This is a genomic window from Aurantimonas manganoxydans SI85-9A1 (assembly GCF_000153465.1).
GTDB lineage: Bacteria > Pseudomonadota > Alphaproteobacteria > Rhizobiales > Rhizobiaceae > Aurantimonas > Aurantimonas manganoxydans.
The window spans coordinates 2,239,241-2,262,277 of sequence record NZ_CH672387.1; the positions used below are offsets into that span (position 1 = coordinate 2,239,241).

The 23,037-nt window shown below is 67.4% G+C and carries 20 protein-coding genes; 5 read left to right on the forward strand and 15 right to left on the reverse strand.

Features of this window, described 5'->3' with window-relative positions; all coding sequences use genetic code 11:
* Positions 1 to 92: 92 nt before the first annotated feature.
* The 3 genes from SI859A1_RS10635 to SI859A1_RS10645 form a co-directional block, all read right to left on the reverse strand.
* Positions 93 to 1,166, reverse strand: coding sequence for an NAD(P)-dependent alcohol dehydrogenase (locus SI859A1_RS10635; RefSeq protein WP_040325686.1), 1,074 nt, complete (start codon positions 1,164 to 1,166; stop codon positions 93 to 95).
* A gap of 63 nt (positions 1,167 to 1,229) precedes the next feature.
* On the reverse strand, positions 1,230 to 1,487 hold the full coding sequence (locus SI859A1_RS10640) for a hypothetical protein (protein WP_040325687.1): 258 nt from the start codon (positions 1,485 to 1,487) through the stop codon (positions 1,230 to 1,232).
* Between the two features lie 21 nt (positions 1,488 to 1,508).
* Positions 1,509 to 2,351, reverse strand: coding sequence for a universal stress protein (locus SI859A1_RS10645; RefSeq protein ID WP_040325688.1), 843 nt, complete (start codon positions 2,349 to 2,351; stop codon positions 1,509 to 1,511).
* Between the two features lie 175 nt (positions 2,352 to 2,526).
* Here SI859A1_RS10645 and xth point away from each other — a divergent pair, with 175 nt between their 5' ends.
* Both xth and SI859A1_RS10655 read left to right on the forward strand, forming a co-directional pair.
* A complete protein-coding gene (gene xth / locus SI859A1_RS10650) occupies positions 2,527 to 3,357 on the forward strand; it encodes an exodeoxyribonuclease III (protein ID WP_009209775.1) in 831 nt (276 codons plus the stop codon).
* 4 nt (positions 3,358 to 3,361) lie between these two features.
* Positions 3,362 to 3,802, forward strand: a complete 441-nt coding sequence (locus SI859A1_RS10655) for a DUF1810 domain-containing protein (RefSeq protein WP_009209776.1) — start codon at positions 3,362 to 3,364, stop codon at positions 3,800 to 3,802.
* Positions 3,803 to 3,819: 17 nt separating this feature from the next.
* Here the strand turns inward: SI859A1_RS10655 and SI859A1_RS10660 are convergent, their stop codons facing one another.
* The 5 genes from SI859A1_RS10660 to SI859A1_RS10680 all read right to left on the reverse strand — a co-directional run bounded on the left by SI859A1_RS10660 (position 3,820) and on the right by SI859A1_RS10680 (position 9,852).
* Positions 3,820 to 4,764, reverse strand: coding sequence for an ABC transporter permease (locus tag SI859A1_RS10660; RefSeq protein WP_040325689.1), 945 nt, complete (start codon positions 4,762 to 4,764; stop codon positions 3,820 to 3,822).
* Positions 4,761 to 5,813 (reverse strand): ABC transporter permease, encoded by a 1,053-nt coding sequence (locus SI859A1_RS10665; RefSeq protein WP_009209777.1) that lies wholly within the window; start codon positions 5,811 to 5,813, stop codon positions 4,761 to 4,763. The genes SI859A1_RS10660 and SI859A1_RS10665 overlap by 4 nt, the downstream gene beginning before the upstream one ends.
* Positions 5,813 to 7,336 carry an ABC transporter ATP-binding protein gene (locus SI859A1_RS10670; RefSeq protein ID WP_009209778.1) on the reverse strand — a complete coding sequence of 508 codons (1,524 nt, stop codon included), beginning with the start codon at positions 7,334 to 7,336 and terminating at the stop codon, positions 5,813 to 5,815. Before SI859A1_RS10670 ends, SI859A1_RS10665 begins: the two co-directional genes overlap by 1 nt.
* 138 nt (positions 7,337 to 7,474) lie before the next feature.
* Positions 7,475 to 8,461, reverse strand: a complete 987-nt coding sequence (locus SI859A1_RS10675) for a BMP family protein (RefSeq protein WP_009209779.1) — start codon at positions 8,459 to 8,461, stop codon at positions 7,475 to 7,477.
* Between the two features lie 89 nt (positions 8,462 to 8,550).
* Entirely contained in the window at positions 8,551 to 9,852 is a 1,302-nt protein-coding gene (locus tag SI859A1_RS10680; RefSeq protein ID WP_009209780.1) for an amidohydrolase family protein, read from the reverse strand.
* A 231-nt stretch (positions 9,853 to 10,083) separates the two neighbouring features.
* Between SI859A1_RS10680 and SI859A1_RS10685 the strand changes: the two genes are divergently transcribed.
* The 3 genes from SI859A1_RS10685 to SI859A1_RS10695 all read left to right on the forward strand — a co-directional run bounded on the left by SI859A1_RS10685 (position 10,084) and on the right by SI859A1_RS10695 (position 15,319).
* Complete coding sequence (locus SI859A1_RS10685; RefSeq protein ID WP_009209781.1) at positions 10,084 to 12,567, forward strand: cation:proton antiporter domain-containing protein; 2,484 nt, start codon at positions 10,084 to 10,086, stop codon at positions 12,565 to 12,567.
* A gap of 173 nt (positions 12,568 to 12,740) precedes the next feature.
* Positions 12,741 to 13,247 (forward strand): CinA family protein, encoded by a 507-nt coding sequence (locus tag SI859A1_RS10690; protein WP_024351174.1) that lies wholly within the window; start codon positions 12,741 to 12,743, stop codon positions 13,245 to 13,247.
* Positions 13,244 to 15,319 carry an NAD(+) synthase gene (locus SI859A1_RS10695; RefSeq protein ID WP_009209783.1) on the forward strand — a complete coding sequence of 692 codons (2,076 nt, stop codon included), beginning with the start codon at positions 13,244 to 13,246 and terminating at the stop codon, positions 15,317 to 15,319. Before SI859A1_RS10690 ends, SI859A1_RS10695 begins: the two co-directional genes overlap by 4 nt.
* Before the next feature lie 88 nt (positions 15,320 to 15,407).
* On the opposite strand, the gene SI859A1_RS10700 is transcribed toward SI859A1_RS10695, so the two are convergent.
* The 7 genes from SI859A1_RS10700 to proS all read right to left on the reverse strand — a co-directional run bounded on the left by SI859A1_RS10700 (position 15,408) and on the right by proS (position 22,500).
* Complete coding sequence (locus SI859A1_RS10700; protein ID WP_024351172.1) at positions 15,408 to 15,620, reverse strand: hypothetical protein; 213 nt, start codon at positions 15,618 to 15,620, stop codon at positions 15,408 to 15,410.
* Between the two features lie 321 nt (positions 15,621 to 15,941).
* Positions 15,942 to 16,583, reverse strand: a complete 642-nt coding sequence (gene otnC, locus SI859A1_RS10705; RefSeq protein ID WP_009209785.1) for a 3-oxo-tetronate 4-phosphate decarboxylase — start codon at positions 16,581 to 16,583, stop codon at positions 15,942 to 15,944.
* Positions 16,580 to 17,836 carry a 3-oxo-tetronate kinase gene (gene otnK / locus SI859A1_RS10710; RefSeq protein WP_040325690.1) on the reverse strand — a complete coding sequence of 419 codons (1,257 nt, stop codon included), beginning with the start codon at positions 17,834 to 17,836 and terminating at the stop codon, positions 16,580 to 16,582. The genes otnC and otnK overlap by 4 nt, the downstream gene beginning before the upstream one ends.
* A gap of 310 nt (positions 17,837 to 18,146) precedes the next feature.
* Entirely contained in the window at positions 18,147 to 19,076 is a 930-nt protein-coding gene (locus SI859A1_RS10715; RefSeq protein WP_009209787.1) for a ring-cleaving dioxygenase, read from the reverse strand.
* Positions 19,077 to 19,184: 108 nt separating this feature from the next.
* The gene (locus SI859A1_RS10720; RefSeq protein ID WP_040325691.1) at positions 19,185 to 19,877 is read right to left on the reverse strand and encodes an ABC transporter ATP-binding protein; all 693 of its coding nucleotides are present in this window, start codon (positions 19,875 to 19,877) and stop codon (positions 19,185 to 19,187) included.
* Positions 19,877 to 21,181 (reverse strand): lipoprotein-releasing ABC transporter permease subunit, encoded by a 1,305-nt coding sequence (locus SI859A1_RS10725; protein ID WP_009209789.1) that lies wholly within the window; start codon positions 21,179 to 21,181, stop codon positions 19,877 to 19,879. Before SI859A1_RS10725 ends, SI859A1_RS10720 begins: the two co-directional genes overlap by 1 nt.
* Complete coding sequence (gene proS, locus SI859A1_RS10730) at positions 21,178 to 22,500, reverse strand: proline--tRNA ligase (RefSeq protein ID WP_009209790.1); 1,323 nt, start codon at positions 22,498 to 22,500, stop codon at positions 21,178 to 21,180. The genes SI859A1_RS10725 and proS overlap by 4 nt, the downstream gene beginning before the upstream one ends.
* Positions 22,501 to 23,037 lie beyond the last annotated feature (537 nt).

A 23,037-nucleotide genomic window follows, 5' to 3' on the forward strand; every position in this document is an offset into this window, starting at 1 on the left:
AGCGCGCCTCGGGTCTGGGTCATGATCGTCCGTCCCTGTGCCGCCAACCTCGCGTCAACGGCGAGGAACATACCATGCCGGAGCCGTTGCTTCTAAGGCTGGATGGCGACCTTCAGGACACCGTCGCGCTGATGCGAGAAGAGATCGTAGGCATCCTCGACCTCGTCGAGCCTGTAACGATGGGTCACCAGGGGAGTCGTGTCGAGGCGCTGCGACGCGATGACATCCATCAGCCGGCGCATGCGCTCCTTGCCGCCCGGGCACAGCGTCGTGACGATCTTGTTGTCGCCGAGGCCGGCGCTGAAGGCGTCGAGCGGGATGGTGAGGTCGTTGGAATAGACGCCGAGTGAGGAGAGCGTGCCGCCCGGGCGCAGAATCCGCAGCGCCGCCTCGAAGGTCTCCTGCCGGCCGAGGGCCTCGATCGCCACGTCGACGCCGCGGCCATCGGTCAGGCGCATGATCTCGGCGACGACGTCTCCCTTGGTGAAGTCGACAACGTGGTCGGCGCCCATCTTGCGGGCGATCTCCATGCGCTCGGGCACGGAGTCCACCCCGATGATCGTGGTGGCGCCCATCAGCCGCGCGCCGGCCGTGGCGCAGAGGCCGATCGGCCCCTGGGCGAACACCGCGACGGTGTCGCCGATCCGCACAGACCCGCTCTCGGCGCCCGAGAACCCCGTCGACATGATGTCGGGACACATCAGGACCTGTTCGTCGGTGAGACCATCCGGGATCGGCGCCAGATTGACCATGGCGTCAGGCACCAGCAGAAACTCGGCCTGGGCCCCGTCGATGGTGTTGCCGAAGCGCCAGCCGCCCATCGGCCGGAAGCCGTGCTTGGTGCCGGGACCATCCTGCGAATGGCAGCCGCACAGGCAGGCATTGCTGTAGCCGCTGGGCGAGATCGCCCCGGCGATGACCCGCTGGCCTTCGGTGTAGCCCTGCACGGCCGAGCCGAGCTTCTCGATCACCCCCACCGGCTCGTGGCCGATCGTCAGCCCGCGCTCGACCGGATATTCGCCCTTGAGGATATGCACGTCGGTGCCGCAGATCGTCGTGGTGGTGATCCGCACCAGCGCGTCGAGCGGGCCGACATCGGGAATCGGCTTCTCATCCAGCACGATCCGGTTCGGTTCGACGAAGATCGCCGCTTTCATCATGGTCATCGGCCTCAACCTTGCATTCGTTACGGGGACTGCTTGTGTCGAACGAAGCCGCCTGCCGGGCGGTCAGCACATGGCGCGACCGGGCCCGGCCGCGGCCGGCGACGGGGTCACGATCCGGGCGGGCAGGCCTGCCGCGTGGCGGGGCCGCGCGACCTTCAGCCTCACAGCCTGCCCGAGCCGCGTCACGCGCTCGGCATCGGCGAAGGCCGAGCGCAGGGCGTCCAGCCGACGGTGGAACCGGCCGTGGGGCGAATGGCAGAAACTGACCTGCCAGCCCTCGCCGCACGGCTCGATGCTGTATTCCAGGTGACCGTAATGCATCGCGCGTCTCCGGAAGGATCGTCAGCGTGACAGGAGCAGCGGGACGTCGCAGCGGGAAAGAAGCTCGCGCGTCACGCCGCCCAGCAGCATCTCGCGCAGGCGGGAATGGCCATAGGCGCCGACGACGATCAGATCCGCGGCGAGGGTTTCCGCCTCCTTCATCAGGGCATCGGCAGGATGGCGCCAGTTCGGCAGTTCGCGGGTCTCCACCGTCACCCCATGGCGATCGAGATGGCGGGCCATGTCGGCCATCGGCTCCAGGTGCCGCTGCTCGGTCGCGCCATCCTCGACCACACTCGCCAGGACGACGAGCTTGGCCTGCTTCAGGAAGGGCAACGCCGCCGCCACCGCATGGGCGCATTCGGGCGAGTCCCGCCAGCCGACGACGACCGTCTCCGGTGCAGCGAAGCTGCGCTTCGGCTTGGGCGGCACGACCAGCGTTGCCGCGCGCGCATTGAACAGGATTGCCTCGACCACCTGCCCGCTGAGGGCATGCTTGCCGCTCTGCTGGACCAGCACGAACAGATCCGTCGTGCCGGCAAGCCGTTCGGCTGCGGCCGACAGATGACCGAGGCTGCCGTCCGAGCGCCGCAGACCATAGGGGACCGCGACCCGATCCAGTCGCTGGCGCAGCTTCTGCTCGGCGGCATCGCCAGTGTCCTTGCCGACCTTGAAGAGCTCGGCAACCAGCATGTCGGAGCCCGGCCCGGCCGGCACGCCGGTGATCTGGATATGGTTGGCGAGCATGCATTCGAGATGGGCGCCGAATGCGCTGGCGATCGTTTCGGCATAGTCGATGGCGACTTCGTCCGACGGCGATCCGTCGAGATAGACCGCAAGGTCCGCGATGGGGGATTTGTGCATGGGACGACCCTTTGCCCGAGTTGCGATCGCGACGGCGTTCGACATGCCGTCAGAGTGCCGGCTCGGCGCAGCCCCCGCCTTGATCAAGGTCAAAACTCCGAACAGGACCGCGCCCGCCCGCAATTCGGCGCTGGCCGCCTCTCGAAATCAAGCGGCATGACGCCAAGTCTGCCGGATGAAGATCGCCAGTTTCAACATCAACGGGGTCAATGGCCGCCTGCCCGTGCTGCTGCGCTGGCTCGCCGAGGCCGAACCCGACGCCGTCTGCCTGCAGGAGCTGAAGTCCCCGGACGAGAAGTTTCCGATCGACGCCATCCGCGAGGCCGGCTACGGCGCGATCTGGCATGGGCAGAAGAGCTGGAACGGCGTCGCGATCCTCGCCCGCGGCACCGACCCGCTCGAGACGCGGCGCGGCCTGCCCGGCGACGACGACGACCATCAGAGCCGCTATCTGGAAGCGGCGGTGAAAGGCGTTCTGATCGGCTGCCTGTATCTGCCCAACGGCAACCCGGCGCCGGGCCCGAAATTCGACTACAAGCTGCGCTGGCTGGGGCGCTTCGCGAACCACGCCGCCGATCTGATGGCGACCGGGGCCCCGGTGGTGCTGGCCGGCGACTACAACGTCATCCCGACCGAGCTGGATGTCTACAAGCCGGAGCACTGGGTGGACGACGCGCTGTTCCGGCCGGAGGTGCGCGAAGCGTTCCACCGCCTTCTCGACGCGGGCTGGACCGACGCGATCCGCAGCCTGCACCCGGAGGCCTCCATCTATACCTTCTGGGACTATCTGCGGAACGCCTGGGGCCGCGATGCCGGCCTGCGGCTGGACCATCTGTTGCTGAGCCCCACCCTCGCCCCACGATTGCTGGCCGCCGGCGTCCACCGCGACGTGCGCGGCTGGGAAAAGGCCAGCGACCACGCGCCGGTCTGGATCGAGATCACCGATGCGGAAGCCGGCACCAAACGGCGTGCAGCGCGTTCATCGAAACGCCGGCCGAAGGAGTAAGGATGTGACGGAAGACGATCCCAACGATCTGGAACGCTTCGTGGCCGCGCAGGCGCCGGTCTACGCGCAGGCGCTCGGCGAATTGCAGGCAGGGCGCAAACGCAGTCACTGGATGTGGTTCGTGTTTCCGCAATTGCAGGGTCTCGGCCATTCCGACATGGCCAGGCATTTCGGCATCGCTTCGCTCGACCAGGCCCGCGCCTATCTCCGCCATCCCGTGCTGGGGCCCCGGCTCGTCGACTGCACCAAGGCGGTTCTGGCGCATGGTGACCGGTCGCTCGCCGCGATCTTCGGCGCGCCCGACGACATGAAGTTCGGCTCGTCGATGACCCTGTTCGCCCATGCGGCCGATGGCGATCCGTCCGTTTTCCGGGACGCCCTTGCTCTGTTTTGCAACGGCCGCGAGGACCAGGCGACGCTGCGGCTGCTGGAGATCGCCGGCTGACAATCCCTCGCCGGTCTTCAGCGTTCGCCGCGCCGGTAGGGCTGCATCAGCGCCTGGGGCACGCGGGCGCGCCGCGCCATCACCACCAGCGCCACGATCGACAGCAGGTACGGCATCATCAGGAACATCTGATACGGGATCGCCTTGCCGAACTCGGTCTGCAGGCGAAGCTGATAGGCGTCGAACAGGGCGAAGAGAATGGCGCCCAGCAAGGCCCGTCCCGGCCGCCAGGTGGCGAAGACCACGAGCGCGATGCAGATCCAGCCGCGTCCCTGGATCATGGTCGGGAAGAAGCTGTTGAAGGCCGAGAGGGTGAGGAACGCGCCGCCGACGCCCATCAGCGCACTGCCAGCCACCACCGCACCGATGCGGATGGCGATCGGGTCGACGCCCTGCGCTTCGGCCGCATGCGGGTTCTCGCCGGTCATGCGGATCGCCAGCCCGAACGGGGTGCGGGCCAGCACATAGGCCATCACCGCCGCCACCAGCAGCGCCAGATAGGTGGGCGCCGTCTGGGTGAAGAGCGCGTCCCCGACGATCGGCAGGTCGGACAGGATCGGCACATGCAGCGGCTGGAACGGCTCGATGGTCGGCGGCGTGCCCTGCAGCGGCACGACCAGCCGGAAGATGAAATAGCTGAGGCTCGACGCCAGCAGCGTGATGCCCAGCCCGGTGACGTGCTGGGACAGGCCCAGGGGCACCGTCATCAGCGCGTGCAGCAGGCCGAAGGCCGCGCCGCCCAGCGCCGCCGCGAAGAGGCCCATCCACAGATTGCCGCCCTCGAAGACCGTCAGCCAGCCGATCATGGCGCCGAAGCTCATGATCCCTTCGATGCCGAGATTGAGCACGCCTGCGCGTTCGCACAGGAGCGCGCCGAGGGTGCCGAAGATCAGCGGCGTCGCGATGCGCAGCACAGCTTCCCACATGCCGGCGGAGGCGAAGATGTCGAGCGCGGCACTCATCGGCGGATCCGGTAGGCAGTGAAGAGCAGCGCGACCAGCATGGTCAGCAGCGACAGGGCGACGGTCACGTCGGCGATGAAGCTGGGCACGCCGAGCGCCCGGCTCATGGAATCGGAGCCGACGAACATCATCGCCGCGAACAGCGCGGCGGCGACCACGGCCAGTGGCTGGAGATTGGCCAGCATCGCGACAATGATGCCAGCATAGCCGTAGCCGGGCGACAGGTCCGTCGTGACGTAGCCCTTCACGCCGATCACCTCGATCGCGCCGGCCAGCCCGGCGAGCCCGCCCGACCAGCAGGCGACCTTCACCAGTGTGCGGCCGAGCGGCACGCCGGCAAAGCGCGCCGCGGCGGGGTTGAGCCCTGCCGCCCGCGATTCCAACCCATAGGCGGTGCGCGACTGGACGACATGCACGACGATGGCGACGACGACGGCAATCAACAGGCCGACATGCAGACGCGACCGCTCCAAGAGTTTCGGCAATTGGGCCTCGGCGACCACCGGGACCGATTGCGGCCAGCCGAAGGCCAGCGGGTCCTTCATCGGCCCTTCGATCATCATCGACACGAAGAGCAGGACGACGAAGTTCAGGAGCAGCGTCGTCACCACTTCGTCGACGCCGAAGCGCAGCCGGAGCGCAAGCGGCACCAGGAGCAGCACCATGCCCGCCAGCGCGCCGGCGATCATCACCGCCGGGATCAGGGCGATACCCGGGAGGCCGGCGAGACCCAGCTGCGAGCCGAGGAAGGCCGCGGTCAGCGCGCCGACATACAGCTGGCCCTCGGCGCCGATGTTCCAGACCTTGGCGCGAAAGGCGACCGCCACGGCGAGGCCGGTGAGGATCAGCGGCGTCGTGCGCGTCAGTGTTTCGGTCAGTGCGAGCCGCGAACCGAAGGCCCCCTGCACGATGCGGGCATAGGCCTCCAGCACAGGCGCCCCGGCCAGCGCGATCAGCACGCCCGACAGTGCGAGTGCGACCAGCACCGCGAGGATCGGCGCGACCACCATGAGGGTCGCGGGACGGGTGTCCCGACGTTCCAGACGCATCAGGCGGCCTCATGGGGGGCGACAGCCCATTCGCCGGCCATCATCAGGCCAAGACGCCGGGCGTCGAGGGATCCGATCGGCACCGGCTCAGACAGGCGCCCGCCGACAATGGCCTGCACCCGGTCGGCCAGCGCCAGCACTTCGTCGAGATCTTCCGAGATCAGCAGAACACCCGCCCCCGCGTCCCGGGCGGCGAGGATCTCGCCATGGACGGCCGCAATGGCACCCTCGTCGAGACCGCGCGTCGGCTGCGCCGCGACCAGCACCCTGGGAGACCCGGCCAGATTACGGCCGAAGATCAGTTTCTGCATGTTGCCGCCGGACAGGAGCCGCGTGCGGCTGTGGGCCGATCCGCCGCGAATGTCGAAACGGTCGATGACGTCGGCTGCAAAGGCGCGCGCCGTCGATTGCCGGACGAAGCCACCCTTGGAAAAGGGTACGTCGCGCACACGTTCGAGAATGGCGTTCTCCCATATCGCCAGTTCGCCGATGGCGCCTTCGGTGTTGCGGTCCTCGGGGATGCGGCCGACACCGCGGCGCACGAGGTCGCGCGGCGACAGCGTGGAGGTCTCCTCGCCCAGCACGGACAGGCCGCCGGCATCCGGCGCGACGAGCCCGGAGACCAGATGGGCGAGCGTCGCCTGGCCGTTGCCGGAGACGCCGATGATACCCAGCGTCTCGCGCTCGCGCAGGTGAAAGCTGACGTCGGAGAGCCGCCGGGTGCCACCCACGGTGACGGTGACGGTGCGTGCCGCCAGCACCGTGTCGCCCGGCACGGCCGCGGCACGGACCGGGCGCGTCACGCGGCGGCCGACCATCAGCTCGGCCAGTTCCTCCTTGGAGGTCGCGGCGGTGGCCCGCTCGGCGACCATCCGCCCGGCACGCAGCACCAGCACGCGGTCGGCGGCCGCCATCACCTCGTGCAGCTTGTGGGAGATGAAGATCAGCGACAGCCCTTCGGCCGCCATTACCCTGAGCGTCTTGAAGAGGGTTTCCGCCTCCGGCCGGGTCAGCACCGCCGTCGGCTCGTCGAGGATCAGGATCTTCGCGTCGTTATAGAGCGCCTTCAGGATTTCCACCCGCTGCTGCTCGCCGACGGACAGATCGCCGACACGCTTGTCCGGATCGACGACGAGGCCGAAACGCTCGGCGAGGCTTGCCAGCTTGCGCCGCGCGGCAGCCTTGCCCGAGCGCCAGCGCAGCAACGGCTCAGTACCGGTCATGACGTTTTCGAGGACGGTGAGGTTCGGCGCCAGGGTGAAATGCTGATGGACCATGCCGACGCCGGCGGCGATGGCGGCGCGCGGCCGGCCGAGCGGCAGCTCCTCTCCGGCCACGAGAACGCGCCCGGCGTCCGGCACGTAATGGCCGAACAGGATGTTCATCAGCGTCGTTTTGCCGGCGCCGTTCTCGCCGAGCAGCGCGACGAGTTCGCCGCGGTGAAGGGTCAGGCTGACATCGTCATTGGCCGCAAAGTCGCCGAAGCGCTTGGTGATGTGTTCGAGGGACAGGACGGCAGTCATACGGTCTCACTCCCGCCGTTCCGCAATAACCGGGCGTCCGACAGATGCTGGCCGGCCGCGCGAAGGATATTGCGGGGACCGGCCGGATCATCGGGGCCGTCGCAGATCGGCGAACGGGCTGGCATGCGTTCTCGTGGATCAGGTCGGTTCGGCGAAGTCGATGACCACTTCGAACTCGCCGGCCTTGATAGCGGCGCGGCGCTCTTCCATCGCCGCGACCGCCTCGGCCGGGACCATGGACTCGGCGAAGACGATGTCGTTCCCGCCTTCCTGCATCATGCTGTAGGGCGTGTAGTTCTTGCCGGTGCCGTTCTTGGCCTCGGTGTCGGCGATGGCCGCGTCGAGGATCGGCCGGAAGTACCACATGGCGTTGGCGAAGACGGTCTCGGGGTAGCGCTCGGTATAGTCGGTCAGCGAGCCGATCGCCTTGATGCCGCGCTCCTTGGCGGCGTCGGCCGTGCCGATGCGCTCGCCGAACAGGATGTCGGCGCCGGCGTCGATCTGGGCGAGGCCCGCCTCGCGCGCCTTGGGCGGATCGAAGAAGGTGCCGATGAAGCCAATCAGGTGCTTGGCATCCGGACGCACCGAATCAACGCCGGCCCGGAAGCCATTGATCAGCATGTTGACTTCGGGGATCGGGATCGCGCCGACCGCGCCGAAGATGCCGCTCTCGCTCATCTTGCCGGCGAGCATGCCGGCGAGATAGGCGCCCTCGTGATTCCACGTGCCGAAGGTGCCGAAATTGTCGCCGGTCGGCTCGCCGCTAGAGCCCATCAGGAACATGGTGTCGGGATAATCCGCCGCGACCTGCCGCGCCTCTGTCTCGACGGCATAGGCCTCGCCGACGATCAGCTGGGCGCCCTGCTCGGCATATTCGCGCATGGCGCGGGCGTAGTCGGTGCCGCTGACGCCTTCGGAGAAGACATACTCGATGGCGCCGTCCTCGGCGGCCTGGACCATCGCCGCATGCAGGCGCGAGTTCCAGGCGTTCTCCACCGGCGAGGCATGGATGCCCGCCACCTTCAGCGGCGTCTGCGCGAAGGCGCGCGGCATGCTCAGTGCGAGGCCGACACCGGCGCTGCCCAACAGAAAACCGCGCCGACCGATCCGACCTGACTTCAGCATGAAATTCCCCAACGATCCCGAATGAAACAGGCGGCGATTTGACGACCTGCACAATTCCTTGTCAACCGCGCAGCCCGCACAGCAAACAATCAGCCAACAGATGAATCGCCCTGCGGCGCGTAAGCCGCCGGGTCGACCGTCACGGCGCGGCCCGGCAGCGTGAGCTGGCTGAGGCGCGGCTGTGCCCGGGCGATCACCTTGCCGCCGCGCACCACGGCGAGCCGGGTCGCCTTGAGCCGGATCGCCTCGATCGGATCGGCCGCCTGCAGCAGCACGCAATCGGCCCGGTTGCCGACCACCAGCCCGTAGTCCTCCAGCCCCATGATCTGCGCGGAATTGACCGTGACCGCGTCGAAGCAGGCGCGGATGGCGTCGCGCGAGGTCATCTGGCCGACATGCACCGCCATATGCGCCACCTCCAGCATGTCGCCGGAGCCGAGCGAGTACCAGGGGTCCATCACGCAGTCATGGCCGAAGCCGACATTGATTCCGGCTGCCATCAGCTCGGGCACCCGGGTCATGCCGCGGCGCTTGGGATAGGTGTCGTGACGGCCCTGCAGCGTGATGTTGATCAGCGGATTGGGGATCACGTGCAGGCCGGATTCGGCGATCAGCGCGATCAGCTTGGACACGTAGTAATTGTCCATCGAATGCATGGAGGTCAGATGCGAGCCTGCAACCCGCCCCTGAAGTCCGTAGCGCACCGTCTCGGCCGCCAGCGTCTCGACATGGCGCGACAGCGGGTCGTCGGATTCGTCGCAATGCATGTCGACCCGCAGGCCGCGCTCGGCGGCGATGCGGCAGAGCGCGGCGACCGATTCCGTGCCGTCGGCCATGGTGCGTTCAAAATGCGGAATGCCGCCGACGATATCGACGCCCATGTCCAGCGCCCGTTCGAGGGAGGCGGCACCGCCCGGCGTGCGCAGATAGCCGTCCTGCGGAAAGGCGACGAGCTGCAGGTCGATATAGGGCTTCACCCGATCGCGCACCTCCAGGAGGGCCTCGGCGGTGACCAGCCGCGGATCGGAGGTGTCGACATGGCTGCGGATGGCCAGAAGGCCCTGCGCGACCGCGAGATCGCAATAGCGCATCGCCCGCTCGATGAGCGCGTCCTTGGTCAGAAGTGGCTTCAGCTCGCCCCAGAGCGCAATGCCCTCCAGAAGTGTGCCCGAGCGGTTCATGCGCGGCAGGCCCAGCGACAGGGTCGCGTCCATGTGAAAATGCGGATCGACGAAGGGCGGCGACACCAGCCGTCCGCCGGCGTCGATCACCTCGCCCGCCTCGCCGGCGATCGCCGGTTCGATGGCGGCGATCCGGTCGCCCGTCACGGCGATGTCGACGCCGGTGCGGCCGTCGGGCAGATGGGCATTGCGGATGATCAGATCGAACATCGGGCAGCGGATCCTTTCGCTTCGTCCTGGCGCCCGTTTTGCTGCGAGCGCGCCGCGATGTCGATGGGGGCAGAGGCGGCTTGCTGTACGAAACCCACAGGCTAGGCTAACAATGCCGGACCGACGCCCTGCCGGATCCCGCGCGCCGGCAGCTTGCAGGCGCAACGGTGCTCCGGAAGCCTTGCGGAGACCGTGGCGGATGCGGAGTCATGATGTGCCGATGACGCCGCCATGAATGTTTCCAACATCGTCGTCCTGATCGCCACGCTCGTCGCCTTCGGCGCCCTGGCGCGGCCGTTGGCCACGCGGCTGCGGCTGCCGGTCTCGATCCTCCTGGCATTGGGCGGCGCCAGCCTCGGCTTTGCCAGCCTCTATTCTCTCGATCATCCCGGCACGCTGCTGCCGGTCGACCTTGCCGCGTTGATCACCGACCTGCCGGTGGGCTCCAGCCTGTTTCTCTACGTTCTCCTGCCGACGCTGATCTTCCAGAGCGCGCTGGTGGTCGACATGCAGCGGGTCCGCGAGGATCTTCTGCCGATCGTCCTCCTCGCCCTCGTCGCCGTCCTTGCGGCGACCTTCGGCGTGGCGCTGGCCCTGTGGCCGATCGCCGGCATGCCGCTTCTCGCCTGCCTGCTGCTGGCCTCTCTCGTCGCGACGACCGATCCCGTGGCGGTCATCGCCATCTTCCGCGACGTCGGCGCGCCGGACCGGCTGACGCGGCTGGTGGAGGGCGAGAGCCTGTTCAACGACGCGCTGGCGATTTCGCTGTTCCTGATCTTCTCCGCTGCGATCATTGCGCCGGGCTCGGTGACGGTGACCGGTGCCGCACTGAACCTTCTGCTGCTGCCGATCGGTGGCGGGCTGTTCGGCTATCTGATGGCACGCCTCTATCTCCAGTTGCTCCGGCTGATCGGCGACGATCAGGTGACGGCGGTCTCGCTCAGCCTCGCCCTGCCCTATCTGTCGTTCTGGATCGCCGAGCATGTGCTGCAGGTCTCGGGCATCATCGCCGTCGCCACCGCCGGCGTCGCGCTCGCCAGCCTGTCGCCGGCGCGTGTCACCCGCGAACTCTGGCGCCATCTCGACGACACCTGGCAGCAGCTGGCGTCCTGGGCGGCGATCCTCGTCTTCGTGCTCACCTCGCTGCTCGTGCCGCAGATGATGACGGACCTGTCGCCCTTCGACTTCCTCCTGATGCTGGTCATCTTCGCCGCAACGCTGGCGACGCGGGCCTTGGTGCTGTTCGGCCTCATGCCGCTGCTGAGCCAATACGGGTTGTCGTCCAGGGTCTCGCCGCCCTATCGGCTGGTGGTGCTTTGGGGCGGCCTGCGCGGATCGATGACCCTCACCCTGGCGCTTGCGGTCAGCGAGAACGACGCCGTGCCTCGCCCGGTCGCCGCCTTCGTGGTGACGCTGGCCACCGGCTACACGCTGATGACGTTGTTCGTGCAGGGCACGACCCTCAGGCCGCTGATCCGGGGATTGGGCCTCGACCGGCTGTCGGGCATCGACCGCGCGATCCGCGACCTTGCCCTCAGTGTCACTTCGGCACGGGTTGCGCGCTTTGCCGGCGAGATGGCCCAGCGCTTCGGCGGCACCGACGCACCGGGCGATGCCGAGAGTGTCGGTACGGCGGTCGCCGCGGCCGAGCCTGCCGCGACGAGCCCATCGGACGCCCTGTCCCTCGACGGGCGCACGGCCATCGCCCTCGTCTCGCTGACCGCGCGCGAGCGTGAAATGGTCCTCGATCATTTCGCCAACGGCATGCTGGCCCCGCGGATCGCCCGGCGCCTGACCTCCGACACGCGGCGGAGGCTGGAAATGGCGCGCCACGGTGGCGTGGAAGGCTATCGCGCGGCTAATGCCGAGGAGACACGCTTCCTGTGGTCGGACCGGGTGGCGTTCGTGATCCAGCGCCGGCTCGGTCGCAGCCGGATGTTGTCGAAACGGCTGGCCCTGCGCTTCGAGAAGCTGGTGGAGATCTCGCTGGTGCTGGGCAGGCTGCGGGCATTCGCGACCAGCGAGTTGCAACCGGTCCTCGGCGAGGAGACGATTGCCGCCGTCATGGCGGTCCTCGACGAGCGGCAGGCGCGCATCGACCGGGAGATCGACGCGGTCCGCCTCCAATATCCCGCCTATGTCGCCGAGCTCGAACGCTGCTTCGTCCTGCGGGCCGCCCGTGCCATCGAGATCGCCGAGATCCGACGACTGCGCCAGTCCGGCGTCATCAGCAAGGAGATTGAGCGCGACGTGTATCGCAGCGTCGCGCGGCGCCCCGACCTGACGACGCTCAGCCCGCCGCTGGACCTCGGGCTCGACACGCGCCGCCTGATCGACGGCACCGACCTCTTCGCAGCCCTCGGCGACCGCGAACGCGATGATCTGGCGCGGCTGATGACGCCGTTCCTGGCCGCGCCCGGCATGCGGATCGTCTCGCGCGGCGAAGTCGGAGACGCGGCCTATTTCATCTCCTCCGGTGCGGTGGAGGTCGATACCGGCACGCATATCGTCCGGCTCGGACGGGGTGACATCTTCGGCGAGATGGCGCTGATCCTCGACATGCGGCGCCAGGCCGACGTGACGGCGATCGCCTACAGCACGATGCTGCGCCTGGCGCGCACCGACTTCGCGCGCTTCGTGTCCCTGCACCCGAAACTGCGCGCCCGGATCGAGGCGATCGCCCGCAGCCGGCATGCCGACAATGCGAAAGGCTGACACCCGAGATCGCCAAGCCATGCGGGATGGATAGGCCCAGTCCCCTCCCGCCGATCCCGCTGGAATTTCACGTTAGCCGGTTCAGCATCGGCGAACGAACGCGTCAGACGGCACGTTCATGTTCCCAGTCCGCCAGCCGGCCGTGATGACGCACTCAACAAGGAACACGAACCGTGAGCGAAGTCCTGTCGACGACACTGCCCGACGATCTGGAAGAGCGGGTGAAGACCCTCCTGCAGCGCGCCTGCGACCGATCCCTGACGATCGCGACCGCCGAAAGCTGCACCGGCGGCCTGCTGGCCTCGGTGTTCACCGACGTGGAGGGCTGCTCGCGTGCCTTCGACAGCGGTTTCGTGACCTATACCGACGAGGCCAAAATCCGGATGCTGGGCCTGCCCCGCCAGCTTCTCGAGGAGAACAACGCCGTCTGCCGCCCGGTCGCTCTGGCCATGGCCGAGGGGGCACTGGACAAGTCCCTCGCCGACATCACTGTTTCCACCACGGGCTTTGCCGGCCCGGCCGGCGAGGATGACGAACCGGGGCTCGTGCATTTCGCCTGCGCCCGGCGCGGGCGCGAGACGCGGCACCGCGAAGAGCATTTTGGCGATATCGGCCGTGGACCGACCCGCATTGCTTGCTTACGAACGGCACTGGATATGCTCGAGGAGATGATGGATTGAGTTTGCAAAGCCTTCGAGACCGTTCCTTCTATGCGCTGCACCGGCACGGCTTCGTCCGCGTCGGTGTCGCGACCCCCGGCGTCTTCATTGCCGATCCGGCCCGCAATGCCGCGGCGACGATCCGCGCGGCGGAAGACGCGGACAAGGAGGGCGTCGATCTCCTGGTATTTCCGGAGCTCGGCCTCTCCGCCTATGCGATCGACGACCTGCATCTGCAGGATGCCCTGCTCGACAGTGTCGAATCCGCCCTCGCCACCGTCTGCGAGCGCAGCCGCGACCTGCGCAGCGTGCTGCTCGTGGGCGCCCCGCTGCGGCGCAACGGCCGGCTCTACAATTGCGCCGTGGCCATCGCCCGGGGTCGCATTCTGGGCGTCGTGCCGAAGCTCTTCCTGCCCAATTACCGGGAATATTACGAGAAGCGCTGGTTCGCCTCGGGCGCCGGCATGACCGGCCGCGACATCACCGTCGCGGGCCAGGAGGCGCCGTTCGGCATCGACCTCCTGTTCGAAGCCTCGGACCTGCCTGGCTTCGTCTTCCACACTGAAATCTGCGAGGATTACTGGGCGCCGACGCCACCTTCGACGGACGGAGCAATGGCCGGCGCCCGCATCCTCTGCAATCTCTCGGCCTCCAACATCGTCGTCGGCAAGTCCGCCGACCGGCATCTTCTCTCGGCATCGCAGTCGATGCGCTGCATCGCCGCCTATGTCTATTCGGCCGCCGGACGCGGCGAGAGCACTACCGATCTCGCCTGGGACGGCCAGGGCTCGATTTACGAACTGGGCGACCTCCTCGCCGAGTCCAAACGCTTCGCCGATGCCGGACAGCTGATCGTCGCCGATGTCGATGTCGGGCGCATCGGGCAGGAGCGGCTGCGCACCCCCACCTTCAACGACGCGGCGGCGCTTCGCGGCCATCCGGAGACGGCGTTCCGAACGGTGCGCTTCGCCCATGAGCCGGCCTTCGAGGACCTCGGCCTGCGCCGCCCGGTCCGGCGCTTTCCCTATGTGCCGAACAATCCCGAACGGCTGCACCAGGATTGCTACGAGGCCTTCAACATCCAGGTCGAGGGCCTGCGCCGGCGCTTCGAGGCAACGCCCGGCGATCACATGGTCATCGGCGTGTCCGGCGGGCTGGATTCCACCCATGCGCTGATCGTGGCGGCCAAGGCCTGCGACCAGATGGGCCTGCCGCGCTCGACCATTCTCGGCTTCACCATGCCGGGCTTTGCCACCGGCGACGCCACCAAGGCGAATGCGCTGGCGCTGATGCGCGCCCTCGGCACGGGCTGCGAAGAGATCGACATCCGTCCCGCCGCGCGGCAGATGCTCGGCGACATGGGCCATCCCTTCGCGGGCGGCGAGCCGGTCTACGACGTGACCTTCGAGAACGTTCAGGCGGGCCTGCGCACCGACTATCTCTTCCGCCTCGCCAACCAGCGCAGCGGCTTCGTCATCGGCACCGGTGATCTGTCCGAGCTGGCGCTCGGCTGGTGCACCTATGGTGTCGGCGACCAGATGAGCCACTATTCGGTCAATCCGGGCGTGCCGAAGACTCTGATCCAGTATCTGGTCCGCTGGGTCGTGCGCACCGAGCAGTTCGATGCCGAGACCGGCAAGCTCCTGACCGCGATCCTCGACACCGAAATCTCGCCCGAACTCGTACCGGTGGATGCCGAGGGCGGCATGCAGAGCACGCAGGACAAGATCGGCCCCTACGAGCTGCACGATTTCTTCCTGTTCCACACCATGCGCTACGGGCGGGCGCCGTCGAAGACCGCGTTCCTCGCCTGGCATGCCTGGAAACAGGCCGAGGCAGGCCTCTGGCCCATCGAGTTTCCCGAAGAAGCACGCAACCAGTACGATCTGGCGACGATCGCAAAATGGCTGGAAAGCTTCCTGTTCCGCTTCTTCCAGACGTCGCAGTTCAAGCGGTCGGCGATGCCGAACGGGCCGAAGGTGTCGGCCGGCGGCAGCCTGTCGCCGCGCGGCGACTGGCGGGCGCCCTCCGACGGAACCGCGGATGCCTGGATCGCCGAACTCAAGGCAGCCCTGCCGCAGGATCTGCGCTGAACGGCACGCGTGCCAACCTGACGACCCGGACAAAGAAACGGCCGCATCCGGAGATGCGGCCGTTCTGTTCTCTGTCGAAAGCGATGGATCAGGCCTCGGGGGTGACGTCGACGCCCTCGCCCGCGCTGATGTTGTTCAGATGCGCATGCCCCTCGCCGCGCTCCGGATGGGGCGAGACATTGATGTCGGCGCCTTCCAGCCAGCGGCCGGAGACGTCGCCCTGGCCCGGCACGATGCGCCAGCGGGTTCCGTCGCTGAGTTCGATGATCCCGTCAGTGCTGGCGAGTTTGAGCAGAGCCATGGTCGGACCTTTCACGTTCGTTCGGCTGCTTAGCCTTGGTGTCAGGCAATGCCGCGCGTGCGAGAGGGTTCCAGACCGCGCTACCGTGCTTCGCCGTCCTCGGGCAGATCCAGCATGAACCGAACCTCGTCCTCTGTGAAACCAGCAGACAAGGCGAGATCCACGTCCGGCCTGTGGCCGATCGATCTGCGCGGCTTCTCGGCCCCAGGGGCCGTGTCGTCCGTGGTCTCGGTTTCGGAACGTTCGTTGCTCATGCCCCAATGTTGCATCCGCAACGATCGGCGTCATTAAAGCACTATAAGTTGTCTGCACGACTGAAATTCAGTGGGCGTGCTTTTCTTCGAGAAAGGCCCGCTGTTCCGCCGTCAGGCCACGCGGATCGAGGCCACGGGTCAGGATCGCCAGACGCGCCGTCTCCTCCAACTCTTCCATGGCGAAGACCGTGGCCGCCAGTTCGGTTCCGGCAACGACCGGGCCATGATTGGCGAGAAGCACCGCGGAACGCTTGCCGGCAAGGCCGCGCACCGCCTCGCCCATCGCCGGATCGCCCGGCATGAAATACGGCAACAGCTTCACCCGGCCGAGCTTCATCACCGAATAGGCGGTCAGCGGCGGCAGGACGTCGTCGGGGTCGGTGCCGGGCAGGATCGACAGCGCCACCGAATGGGTGCTGTGGAGGTGCACCACCGCCCCGGTCGTCGCCCGCCGGGTCTCGTAGAAGGCGCTGTGAAGCGGGATTTCCTTGGTCGGCTTGTCGCCGGACAGGTGCCGGAACTCCTCGTCCAGCCGCGAGATCCGGGCCGGGTCGAGAAAGCCGAAAGACGCATTGGTCGGGGTGACCAGGATCGTGCCGTCGCCAAGCCGCGCCGAGATGTTGCCGCTGGAGCCGCAGGTCAGGCCGCGGTCGAACATCGACTTGGCGAAGCGGCAGATGTCCTCGCGGAGCCGCGCCTCCTCGCTCATGCCTCGCCTCCCAGACGGGCGGCGGCCTTGGCGAAGAAGTCGTCGGCGCCGAAATTGCCGGACTTCAGCGCCAGCGCCAGTTCGCGGCCCTCGACGCGCACCGCGGGAACGCCGGGATCGATCTCAGGCCCGATCTCCAGCGACTGGACGTCGAGCCCGGTGACGACGGCGCCGGAGGTCTCGCCACCGGCGGAGACCAGCCGGGTGATACCGGCCTCGACCAGCGCCGCCGCGGTGGCGGCAAACAGCCGTTCGATCGCGGTGGCGACCGCTTCCTTGCCATGGCGCTGCTGGGCCGCGGCGACCGTCTCCGGGTCGGCCGAGGAATAGATCAGCGGCACGCCGGACTGCGCAAGAACCCATTCGGTCAGCGAAGCGGCCGTCACCTCGCCTGCCATCACGGCATCGGCACCCAGCTCGAAGGTCGGGTGACCCGCGTCGCGATGGACGCCGACCTGGCGGCGGGTGGCGGTCGAGACCGAGCCGGCGAGTGCCGCCGCGCGGCCGACAACGCCGGTCCAGAGCGCGGTCGAGGAGCCGATCAGCCCCTGCGCGCGGAAATTCTCAGGCAGGCCGAGCGCGATGCCGGAGCCGCCTGTGATCAGCGGCAGGTCGCGCGCCGCGTGTCCGGTGGCGTGGAGATCGGCGTCGAGCACGGCATCGGTGATGACGAAGCAGAGACCGTCGGCGCCGGCCTGGCGAAGCGCGTCGGCGATCGCGTCCTCTCCCTTCGCCACGACGCCGTAGGGCACGTGCGACACCGGCGCATCGGTCTGGCGGGCCAGCACCCGGCGCAGGTCGGCGTCGCGCATCGGCGTCAGCGGATGATTCTCCATGCCCGATTCCGACAGCAGCCGGTCGTTCACGAAGAGATGGCCCTGATAGACCGTGCGGCCGGTCGCGGGAAATGCCGGGCAGACGATGACCGCACCGGCGCCCAGCTCCCTGGCGATCGCTTCGCCGACCGGGCCGATATTGCCCTCGTCGGTCGAATCGAAGGTCGAGCAATATTTGAAGAAGAACTGCCGGCAGCCCTGGCTGCGCAGCCATGCCAGAGCCTCAAGCGACTGGCGCACGGCCTCGGCGACCGGGATCGTGCGCGACTTCAGCGCCACCACGCCGGCTTCCACGTCCGGCGCGGCATCGCCCGTCGGGACACCGCTGTACTGGACCGTGCGCATGCCGCCCTTGGCCAGCGTGTTGGCAAGGTCGGAGGAGCCTGTGAAGTCGTCACCGATACAGCCGAGGATCATGGAATAACTGCCCGCTTGATGTCTGACGGGTTCCTGCATGCAGATGCACGAACCGGGGAATGGCCGCTCCATAGCATTCCGGCACCAAAACGACACCTCCTGCCGTGCGGATCGTCAACGGCTGCCGTCCGGGCCACGCGTCCGGATCGCCGACCTGTCGACCGTGGCCAGGAAAGCCGCCCGCGCGCATCATCTCCCGGCGGCACATTCACCAAGAAACCGGAATCATTCCCTGCGCTTGCGCAACTATGTTGCAGCGCACTTTGAACCGTAAGACACTGGCAAAACAGCGGACAACCGGTGTTTGCCGTCAGCCGAGGTCCGGCAGTCGTCCCTCGATCTCTTCACGCCTCGATTCAAGAAACGGCGGCAAGCGCAGCGCCTGTCCGAGGTCTTCCGGCGCTTCGTCCACCGCAAATCCAGGCGCGTCGGTGGCGATCTCGAAGAGGACATGCCCCGGCTCGCGGAAATAGACCGAACGGAAATAATTGCGGTCCTTCTGCTCGGTCGCGGCAATGCCGTGGTTCTCGGCGAGCTTGCGCACCAACACGGCCTGCTGTGCGTCATCGGCCGCGCGGAAGGCGACGTGATGGACCGATCCGGCGCCGACGCGCGGCTTCAGAAAGCCGCCGACGGCCCGCAGATCGATGATCCGGCCGAAATTCGCATCGCAGACGAAGCGGATGAGCGATTCCTCGCGAGCAACCTCGCGGAAACCGAGGACGTCGGTGAGGATCGCCGCGGTCGCCTCGGCCTCTTCCAGGAGCAGGCTGACGCTGTGAAAGCCGCGGATCGCATGTTCGGCCGGAATCTCGGAGGTCGCGCGGCCCGGCAGCAGGTCATCGCCCGCGCGGGCAACGAAGGCGAGGCGCAGGCCATCGGGATCGCGGAAGGCCAGCACGGTCTCGCCGAAACGCTTGACCAGCGAATCGTGGGGCACACCCTTCTCGATCAGCCGATGGCTCCAGAAGCCGATCGCCCCTTCCGGCACGCAGAAGACGATCTCCTGGGTCTCGCCCACACCGAGCCGGCCCGGTGCCGCATGGTCCCAGGGAAAGAACGTCAGGATCGTGCCCGGCTGCCCGGTCTCGTCGCCGTAATAGAGGTGATAGGTGCCGGGGTCGTCGAAATTGACGGTCTTCTTGACCAGCCGGAGCCCGAGCGTGCGGGTGTAGAAGTCGAGATTGCGGTCCGCGCGCCCCGCAATCGCCGTCACATGATGAATGCCGTTCACGACCATGCCCCTTCTCCGCTTTTTGCCGGATCAACGGGGCACAGGTTAGGGCGGGCGCCGATCCGGCGCACGCGGAATCGCCCGCACCGGGGTCTGGACGCGGCGAACGGTGAGTCAGCCGAGCTCGAGCGGTACGATCTTGCCATTCTCGAGCGTGATCGCGCGGTCCATGCGGGCCGCCAGCTCGTGATTGTGGGTGGCGATCAGCGCCGCGACACCCGACTGGCGCACCAGGGCAGTCAGCGCGTCGAAGACATAGCCCGACGTGGTGGGGTCGAGATTGCCGGTCGGCTCGTCGGCCAGGAGGACATGCGGTGCGTTGGCCACGGCCCGCGCGATGGCGACGCGCTGCTGTTCGCCGCCCGACAGCTCGGCCGGTCGATGTGCCGCGCGCTTGCCGATCCGCATATATTCGAGCAGCTCCCGCGCCCGCTCGGCAGCCGCAGACCGCGACTGTCCCAAGATCATCTGCGGCATCATGACGTTCTCGAGGGCCGAGAACTCCGGCAGCAAGTGATGGAACTGGTAGACGAAGCCGATCGCCCGGCGCCGCATCTCGGTGCGCCGGTCGTCGCCCAGCGTGCCGCAGGGCTGGCCGCCGACAAGGACCTCGCCGGTGTCCGGCCGTTCCAGAAGCCCGGCGATATGGAGCAGCGTCGACTTGCCGGCCCCCGACGGGGCGACGAGCGCCACCATCTCGCCGGCGGCGACGCCGACGGCCGCGTCGTCGAGGATCGTCAGACGGTCCTCGCCCTGGTCGAAATGTCGTCCGACCCCGGTGAGCTGAAGTGCGTAAGTCTCTGTCATCATTCGTACCGCAGCGCCTCGACCGGATCGAGTCGCGAGGCCTGCCAGGACGGCAGGATCGTCGCGAGGAAAGACAGGCCGATGGCCATGAGGACGACCAGCACGACCTCGCCGGAGTCGATCTCGGCCGGCAACTGGCTGAGGAAATAGAATTCCGGGTTGAAGAGGATCGTGCCCGACAGCCAGGAGAAGAACTGCCGGATGTTCTCGATATTGAGGCAGAAGACGACGCCCAGGATCAGGCCGGCCAGCGTTCCGGCGAAGCCGATCGACGCGCCGGTGATCAGGAAGACGCGCATCACCGCGCCCCGGGTCGCACCCATGGTGCGCAGGATGGCGATGTCGCGGCCCTTGTCCTTCACCAGCATGAACAGGCCGGAGATGATGTTGAGAGCCGCCACCAGCACGATCAGCGTCAGGATGATGAACATGACGTTGCGCTCGACTTCCAGCGCCGAGAAGAAGGACTGGTTCTGGGTCTGCCAGGTCACCGTGTAGTTCGGACGCCCGGCCGCGGTCTCGATCGTGCGCTGCAGGTCCTGCACCCGGTCGGGATCGTCGACGAAAATCTCCACCGACTGGGCGAGCCCCTCGTGGTTGAAGAAGAGCTGCGCTTCGGCGAGCGGCATGTAGACGTAGGAGGCGTCGTATTCCGATAGGCCGATCTCGAAGATCGCCGCCACCGGATAAGCCTTGACCCGCGGCGTCGTGCCGAGCGGCGTCACGTCGCCATCGGGCGAGACCAGCGTGATGTTGTCGCCGAGCCGCAGGCCCAGCGCTTCCGCCAGCCGGCTGCCGATGGCCAGCCCGCCGCCTTCGCTGAATCCGTCGAGCGTGCCCTGCCTGATGTTCTCGGAGACCGGCTTCAGATCGGCGAGGTCCTCGCCGCGCACGCCCTTGACCAGGGCGCCCGTGCTGCTGCTGGCAAGGCCCGAGGCGAGGACCTGTCCCTGCACCAGTGGCATCGCGAAGGCGACGCCCGGCACCGTTTCGACCGCGGCGGTCACATCGGAGAAATCGTCGAGTGGCCGGTCGATCGGATACATGACGACATGGCCGTTGACGCCCAGGATGCGGGTCAGAAGCTCGCCGCGAAAGCCGTTCATCACCGACATGACGATGATCAGCGCCGCGACGCCCAGCATGATGCCGAGGAAGGAGAAGCCGGCAATGACGGACACGCCGGCATCGCGGCGCCGCGAGCGCAGATAACGACCGGCGAGCATCCATTCGAAGCGCGCGAAGGGCCGCGTCGAATGGCGGGCCCCGGCCGAGGGCGCGGCGGCCGCGGTGGCTTCGCTCATGCCTGCACCCGGGCAAGAACCGACGACAGCGGCAGCGATTGCCGCTCGCCGGTGGCGCGCAGCTTGATCTCGGCCTCGCCGGCCTTGGCGCCGCGCGGCCCGACGATGACCTGCATGGGCAGACCGATCAGGTCCATCGAGGCGAACTTGGCGCCGGCCCGGGTGTCCTGGTCGTCGTAGAGCACGTCGATGCCTGCCGCCTGCATCTGGCGGTAGAGATCCTCGCAGGCCGCGTCGCAATCGGCGTCGCCCGGCTTCATGTTGATCAGCCCGACATCGAAGGGCGCCACGGATTTCGGCCAGATGATGCCGTTCTCGTCGTGGGAGGCTTCGATGATCGCGGCCAGAAGCCGGCTCGGGCCGATGCCGTAGGAGCCCATGTGCACCGGCACGTCCTTGCCGTCGGGGCCGGTGACGACCGCCTTCATCGGCTCGGAATATTTCGTCCCGAAATGGAAGATGTGGCCGACCTCGATACCGCGTGCGGCAAGCTTGTCGTCCTCTGCGAGCTGGTCCCAGGTCGCCGTCTCGTGCATCTCGTCGGTGGCCGCATAGGGAGTGGTCCAGGCCTTGACGATCTCGGCGAGGCCCGCGGCATCGTCGAAATCGACGCCCTCGCACGGCACGGCCAGATCGAGATAGTCGCGGTGGCAGAAGACCTCGCTCTCGCCGGTCGAGGCGAGGACGATGAATTCGTGGCTGAGCTCGCCGCCGATCGGGCCGGTGTCGGCGCGCATGGGAATGGCCTTCAGGCCGCAGCGCTCGAAGGTCCGCAGATAGGCGACGAACATCCGGTCATAGGCAATCTTGGAATTGTCGTAGTCGAGATCGAAGGAATAGGCATCCTTCATCAGGAATTCGCGCGAGCGCATCACGCCGAAGCGCGGCCGGACCTCGTCGCGGAACTTCCACTGCAGATGGTAGAGGTTGAGCGGCAGGTCCTTGTAGGTGCGCACATAGGACCGGAAGATGTCGGTGATCATCTCCTCGTTGGTCGGACCGTAGAGAAGATCGCGACCGTGGCGGTCCTCGATGCGCAGCATCTCCTTGCCGTAATCCTCGTAGCGCCCGCTCTCGCGCCACAGATCGGCCGACTGGATGGTCGGCATCAGGAGCTCGATCGCGCCGGAGCGGTTCTGCTCCTCGCGGATGATCGCGCAGACCTTGTCGAGCACCCGCTTGCCGAGCGGCAGGAAGGAGTAGAGCCCGGCCGCCTGCTGACGGATCATGCCGGCACGCAGCATCAGCCGATGGGAAACGATCTCCGCTTCCTTCGGGGTCTCTTTGAGAATGGGCAGAAAATATCGCGACAGGCGCATGGGACGTCCGATGAATGCGGGGTTCGACTGGCGCAGGGGCGCTTTTGCGCGTCTTAACCGCTCCCCGGGCGATTGGAAAGCCGGCGGCGCGCGCGTTAGCAAGCTCCGCGCCAATTTGCGCCCGCGGACCGCGCCAGGGGCGGCGTGGCAGAATAATGACACGACCCCGGAAAAATGCGTGACATTGCGAATTCGGCTGGATACGCTCGCGACCATAACAAAAGGCGCCGGCAGGTGCGATTTCTGCGGTCTAGTCTTGGGAGGACGCGATTTCCGGCGCGGCAGTTGCCGCAGCCCCGATCAACGTCATCGGAGCGAAATCCAGACACGCGACTTTGGATGCAAGGCGAAAGCCTTGCATTTTTTTTGCCCTGCGACGGCGTGTTCAGATCGTGGTCACGCGGGCTGCGGCGCGCCGAGCCGAGCCGAGCCGGGACATCGGCAATATCGCCATCCGGATCGGCGACTGACCGTACCGAAGCGAAGGGCTGCCGGTCATGGCGGCCGTCTGTGTCTGGCGAGACCGCGAGGTCTGGT